At 63.3% G+C, this 5,940-nt stretch carries 8 protein-coding genes and 1 pseudogene; 4 read left to right on the forward strand and 5 right to left on the reverse strand.

Translation table 11 applies throughout. The features are described 5' to 3' along the window. The 4 genes from ABNX41_RS21380 to ABNX41_RS21395 all read left to right on the forward strand — a co-directional run. Positions 1-242: NAD(P)-binding domain-containing protein (locus tag ABNX41_RS21380; protein ID WP_497883256.1), on the forward strand; the 242-nt coding region annotated here is incomplete at its 5' end. 72 nt (positions 243-314) lie between these two features. Further along, positions 315-1,253: an MBL fold metallo-hydrolase gene (locus tag ABNX41_RS21385; RefSeq protein WP_438671708.1), complete on the forward strand. Its 939-nt coding sequence runs from the start codon at positions 315-317 to the stop codon at positions 1,251-1,253. 125 nt (positions 1,254-1,378) lie between these two features. Next, on the forward strand, positions 1,379-1,663 hold the full coding sequence (locus tag ABNX41_RS21390; RefSeq protein ID WP_438671709.1) for a transcriptional regulator domain-containing protein: 285 nt from the start codon (positions 1,379-1,381) through the stop codon (positions 1,661-1,663). Further along, a complete protein-coding gene (locus tag ABNX41_RS21395; protein ID WP_438671710.1) occupies positions 1,641-2,162 on the forward strand; it encodes a DUF2285 domain-containing protein in 522 nt (173 codons plus the stop codon). The genes ABNX41_RS21390 and ABNX41_RS21395 overlap by 23 nt, the downstream gene beginning before the upstream one ends. Before the next feature lie 477 nt (positions 2,163-2,639). Here the strand turns inward: ABNX41_RS21395 and ABNX41_RS21400 are convergent, their stop codons facing one another. From ABNX41_RS21400 to ABNX41_RS21420, 5 genes and pseudogenes are all read right to left on the reverse strand, one after another. Continuing rightward, on the reverse strand, positions 2,640-2,864 hold the full coding sequence (locus tag ABNX41_RS21400; protein ID WP_438671711.1) for a DUF2274 domain-containing protein: 225 nt from the start codon (positions 2,862-2,864) through the stop codon (positions 2,640-2,642). A 2-nt stretch (positions 2,865-2,866) separates the two neighbouring features. After that, the gene (locus ABNX41_RS21405; RefSeq protein WP_438671712.1) at positions 2,867-4,003 is read right to left on the reverse strand and encodes a TraB/TrbI/VirB10 family type IV secretion system protein; all 1,137 of its coding nucleotides are present in this window, start codon (positions 4,001-4,003) and stop codon (positions 2,867-2,869) included. Next, entirely contained in the window at positions 4,000-5,025 is a 1,026-nt protein-coding gene (trbG, locus tag ABNX41_RS21410; RefSeq protein ID WP_438671714.1) for a P-type conjugative transfer protein TrbG, read from the reverse strand. The genes ABNX41_RS21405 and trbG overlap by 4 nt, the downstream gene beginning before the upstream one ends. After that, positions 5,022-5,711 (reverse strand): conjugal transfer protein TrbF, encoded by a 690-nt coding sequence (trbF, locus tag ABNX41_RS21415; protein WP_438671713.1) that lies wholly within the window; start codon positions 5,709-5,711, stop codon positions 5,022-5,024. The genes trbG and trbF overlap by 4 nt, the downstream gene beginning before the upstream one ends. Continuing rightward, a pseudogene (locus tag ABNX41_RS21420) lies at positions 5,708-5,940 on the reverse strand (P-type conjugative transfer protein TrbL); the annotation flags it as partial. The pseudogene ABNX41_RS21420 and the gene trbF, both read right to left, overlap by 4 nt.

A 5,940-nucleotide genomic window follows, 5' to 3' on the forward strand; every position in this document is an offset into this window, starting at 1 on the left:
CCGTCATCGCGCTGCGCGCAGAAGGCCGGGCAGTCGCTTCCACGGTCTTCGTGACAGGAAACGATGCGGCGGCTATCGAAACCGTCGCCGCGCTGGTCCGGGAACCCGGATTCGAGGCTGTCCCTGCCGGGCCTCTCACCAATGCCCGCTATCTGGAGCCAATGGTCGAACAGCTCATTCAGCTCGGCTACGGGCTCGGTCACGGCGACAAGATCGGTTTCGCGCTGGTCAAGGAGGCATAGGCATATCCCTGCGATGTGGTCACGTTCAACGCGCGTTACATCGCTTCCCCCATTTCACCGAAGGAAATCCCCATGAGACCCCATAACCTTCTGCTCGGTCTGACCTTGCTCGCCACGAACGCGGCGGCTGGCGAGCTTCATGTCTTCACTTCCGATGCCAGTGGCTTCAACACTCACTCCGTCTGGTATGACGACGGGCAGGAGGTCACCGTCTTCGACACACAATTCACACCGCAATATGCTCAACTTCTGATCGATAACATCAGAAGAGAAACCGGGTCGCCGATCACCCGTGTCATCATTACCCACCCCAATCCAGACAAGTTCAACGGCATTGCCGCCTTCCGGGAGATTGATACGGAGATCATCGCATCAGCGACGACCGCGGAAGCCATGCCTGGCGTTGATGAATACAAGCGGCATTTTCTTGTGAACGTCGCACAGATGTTCAGTGCTGAAGACTATCCGGTGCTGCAAACGGTGGACACGACCTTTTCCGGCCGACTGGAGATCATGCTCAATTCGGGCGAAACGATCACGCTGTTCGAGCTTCCGGCTGGTATTTCCAGCACGCAAACGGTCGCAAGGATCGACGCGACCGGCGACTTGATCGTCGGGGACCTCATCCACTCCAACACCCATGCGTGGCTTGAGGGCGGTATCGTGAATGGTCAGGCAGTCCCTGAAGTTGATAGTTGGAAAGATGTGCTCGCTACACTCAATACCTTGGGGACAGGGACTGCCTATGGTGGTCGGGGAGATTTCTTGCCCGTCGTTGAAGCTGTCGAACAACAAACTGCCTATCTGACCAGAGCGGTCGAAATCGTTGACGACTATATCGAGTCGCTTGGCGATCAAAGGTCCGAGCTTTCGGATGCAGAAAAACAGGCCGAACACTACGCGGCGATCCAGGCCAGATTCGTTGAGGCTTTCCCGAGCTATGGGCAGCCGGAGCTTGTTGGCTTCAGCGTTTATGGCCTCGTTCACCAGCGTTTAACCGCTGCCCCCTAGCAATATGGTGGCTGCGACAACCAGTGCCGATGGTCGAGTATCAATGGGGGACGCTGACCGCGCTTGGATCGCGACTTCCCCCCACCTACTGATCCAATCAGGAGTTGGCATGGAGGAGTGACACCATGCTGCATATTGAGTGGTGGCACCATGTGGCCTACCAGCACATATGGCAGCTTGCCGCCTCCGGTTTCGCTTGGGAGTATCTGCGCCGCAACGACGAATATCGGGACCACTGCCAGACATTGAGTCTGGCCAGCAGACAGGACTCGAAACAACTGGAATCGTTTGCGCATCGCTGGGGGTTGCTCTTTCCCGAGCGACCCCGACACAGCGGCCGATCTGCAAGCTCCGCTCTGGTCGCCGCGCGTGTATGCGAACGCCTTCATGTTGCTGCCCGTCGGTCGTGAAACCAGCACGAGAGGTCCGACATTTAAGCTCGCCCATCTCGACGGCCTCGACCTGCGCCGCGCGGCCGATGGCTGGCATGGCATCTGGCGGGCCGATGGCATCGCGCATCAATTGTGGCTGCCGCGCAGCGATCCCGACGCTGCGGCCTTCTACGGCACGTTCCTGCCGTTGGATGCTTTCTACGAACTGCGCTCCCATGCTGCCCGGCGGTTCTGGCGCTCCGTCGCAGGCCGCAGACCGGGCTCGGAGTTTCGGGTCATGCCTGCCCAACTCCGCCAATGGCACATTCTATCACTACGCGCCTTGGACGCACGAGCACACGGCGCGAGTTACCGAACCATCGCCAAAGTGCTGCTCGGATTCAGCGGCACGAAAGAGGATTGGGAAGTCGATCCGCGCAAGAACAAGGCCCGACGCCTCATAGCCCACGGCATCAGGATGATGCACGGCGGTTATCAGCTGCTACTGCACTATCCCATCAAAACGGGCGGCCATTGAGAACGCAGGGCTTCGGCGCGGTCAGGACGACCGATATTCCGCTTACCTCAAAATGAGAAAGGCCGCCTTTTGACGGCCTAAGCGTCTGATCACACTTCGATTTCGATTGATTTATGCTGGAATTGGTTGCGGGGGCGCGCAGCTACCGATACCGACATTTCATCCAAATAGCCGTGTGACACACCACGGCTATATATCCCATCGGCAGCAATCACTCGGCATTTTAAGGCAGAGTCTTAAGCAGTGCTCTCACGCGAGCTTTAATGTTCTCGTACGTCGTGCCAAGATGGTTCTTTGCCACGTGCGTGAGAAACCATATAACCAAGGTTTAGTGATAGAGGCAACGCGATAGTCTTCGATTGAGAGAGCTGACATTCGACCTACGTCGCGGGTTGAAGTTTGCATGTTTTACAATCCCTTAGCCGGTATATCACGCTTCAGAGCGGGGTCGGATCGACTCAGCAAAAAGCACCCAGCTCAACTTTTACCCTTGCGCCGCGCCTTGGCGAAACCACGATCCGTGGCGATGAAGTGTTGAAGCATCGGCACGATGAGCTTGGCGGGATCGGCGACGGGCTGGCCGCTCTCGCGGGCCAGCACCTCGGCATAGGCGACCAGATCGCGGTGGAGCGGCGCGAGCAGTTCCACCGTCACCTTGACGGGCTTGTCGTCGGGCAGCGGGCCGAGTTTCAGCTTGGTCATGATCAACCTCCTGTCTGCTCGAACACAAGGTCGCGGGTCACGATGATCCTGACCGGGAAGCCCGGTCGGACGGTGAGCGTCGGCGCAACCTGCAACTGGCGCTGGACGATCTGCTGGCCCGCCTGATTGACGGTATCCTGCGCCCCGTCGCGGATGGCGCGGATCAGCCGGTCCTCGTCGCTGGTCGCCAGCTCCGTGCCCATGCCAAGCAGCGTGGACAGCCCTGCGGCCTTCATCAGATCCCACCAGTGATAATCGACGCCATCCTCAAGGCCGGCGTAGCCGCTGGCGTCCGCGCCCGGCAGGCGCTCCAGAACGATGGAACGGCCGCCCGGCAGGATCAGGCGATTCCAGACCAAGAGCACCCTGCGCTGGCCGAAGGTCACGCCATCGTCGTATTGGCCGATGATACGGGTGCCCTGCGGGATCAGCAGCAGCGAGCCGGTCGGGCTGTCATAGACGTTCTCCGTCACCTGCGCGGTGATCTGGCCGGGCAAGTCGGAACGGATGCCAGTGATGAGCGCGGCCGGGATCACGGCTCCGGCCTGAAGGATATAGGGCGATGCCGGCGGCGCGACGCGATCCGGGGCGACGGTCTGCCTGTCCACGGGGCCATTGAGGAATGCCGCGTGGCGGTCCTGTGTCGCTGGTTGCCCACCGAGGCCAAGACCGGCAAGGCCGGGCATGGCCGTCCCTGCCGGCGCTCCCGTGCGTGGACCGGACTGGAAGAACACGTTGCTCAAGCGCGCGGCTTCTTCCTCGGCGAGACGGCGCTGTTCGTCGGGATCGACGGCGGGCGTCGCCATGACGGGCGGTGCAACGGGCTGGCCCCGGTTCTGCGCGTCAAGGATCGGACGGCCGAGGTCGCCGGGCAGTGCTGGCCCCAGGACGGGACCGGCATAATCGCGCGGAAGGCCCGATAAGCCGTCCGCCGTGGGCCGGTTCTCGGTCGAATAGAGTTCGTCGCCTCCCGGCCCCGCATCGCGGGTTTGGAGCGCGTAGATCAGTGCGCCCCCGATGCCGAGAAGCGCGACGGCTCCGACGCCTGCCAGCATCTTGCGGGACAGGCGGGTGACGCGGGGCGGCTCGGCGCGCAGGCGCATGGGCGCGGCGGTATCGGTGATGGTGTTGTCTGTCATGACGGGGAGTCTCCGGTCGCGCTGGCGGGCTGCGCGGCGGCGGCCTGCGTCGGGTTGGTGCGGACGATCCTGACGATCTGTTGGCGGTTGCCGCTGCCAAGGCGCAGTTCGGCCGCGCCGAACAGGCGATCCACGATCAGGATGTTCTGATGGACTCGGCTGTTGACGATCTGCGGTTCGCCGTTCGATCCGAGCACGAAGATCGGCGGCATTTCGCCCTGCACGATCCCGGCCGGGAAGACGACATAGACGCGGCGTCCATCGTCGAAGACCGAAACCGGCCGCCATGGCGGGCTGTCGCCCTGCACCTGCAACCCGTAGCGATAGTTCCGCGCAGCCTCGGCCGGAATGACGAGTGCGGCCGGAACGGTCTGGCGCTGGCCGGGCGTTGCGGGATAGGCCCAAGCCACGGCGGGCATGTAGAGCGATTCCCGCGCGCGCAGTTCGAGCATGTAAGTGCGCCGGTCGGTGGTGACGACAAGGTTGGTGGAAATGTCCGGGCGTGTCGGCTTCACGAGGATATGGACGCGGCGGTTCGCACCGCTGCCGCTCTCGGTGTCGCCGATGATCCAGCGGGCGGTATCGCCCGCCGCGATCGGCCCCGCGCCTGTCAGGCTCTCGCCCGGCTCCAGCGCGATCGTCGTGATCTGCCCGACTGCGGCATAGACCTGATAGAGCGCGCCTTCGCTCCACGGATATATCTGGATGGCGTTGTAGTAGCCTTCCCGACGCGGCTCGACGCGGGCGGCTGCATTGGCGTTCTCGACGCGGCCGGTTGGCGTGCCGGCAGCGGTGCCGCCGCGCGCCACGGTCCATGCCGGCGGCACATGCAGCGGCCGGGGCGTGTTGTCGGTTGCCGCCGCCTGCACGGTCGGCAGCGGCGGCACGCTGTCGTCGTAGCTGAATTGCGGCGTCCGGTTGGTGGCGCAGCCTGCCAGCATGGTCGCGGAAAGCAGCACGGCCGCGAAGGCGGGTTTACGGAAAACCGGAAAACCGGCTTTACGGAAAGTCGTGCGGGTCATTGGCTCATCTCCCGCGACCACGAAATTGCATTGACGTAGATTCCCAGCGGGTTGGCGCGCAGCCGTTCGGCATTGCGCGGCGGTTGGATGACGATGGTGAGGATGGCCGTCCATCGTTCGGTCGTGGAAAGCTGGCCGTTCTCGTAGTGCCGTTCGGTCCATGCCACGCGGAAACTGTCGGGGGATGCCCGGATGACGCTCGACACCTCGACGGCAACCTGCTGACGGCCGACGCGCGTGAACGGGTCGTTGGCGCGGGCGTAGTCGTTCAAGGCTGCCGCGCCCCTGTCCGTGGTGAACTCATAGGCGCGAAGCCAGTTCTGGCGGACGATGATGGCGTCGGCCGGGATCGCGCGGACCTGTTCGATGAAGCGGCCGAGGTGAAACGCGATCTGCGGATCGTTCGGGCGATAGTCGGCGGCGGCCGGCGCGACGGTCTGCGCCTGGCCGAGATTGTCCACTTGGACAACCCAGGGCACGACCGTCCCGCGCGCTGACTGCCAGACCAGCGCGGAAGCGAAGCCGGCTGACAGGATCAACGAACCGAAGGCCATCAGCCTCCAGTTCTTCGCCTGCACGCGAGATGAGCCGATGCGCTCGTCCCATGCCTGCGCGGCCTTTTGATAGGGCGTCTCGGGTTGTGGGGTCTTGCCGTAATGGACGGCTGGTCTTTTGAAGAGGCTCATGAGCGGTCGCTTTCGGAAAGGTTGATAGAGGAGCCGCCACCATGGCTGTCGCCGGAGCGCACTGCATGGGCGGCCATGGTCGTGCCGTGGCTCATCGCCTGCGAGCGCTGCATGCGCTGCGCCCAGGCGGGCGGATTGCCGGTCGGGGACGATGTGGCGGCCGGGGCCGCGCCTGCGCCGCCGACCGTGCCCATGGAGGACGTGCCGCCACCAGCGGCGAAGCCAGCGC

The organism is Pseudogemmobacter sonorensis (assembly GCF_042762395.1).
Classification (GTDB): Bacteria; Pseudomonadota; Alphaproteobacteria; order Rhodobacterales; family Rhodobacteraceae; genus Pseudogemmobacter; species Pseudogemmobacter sonorensis.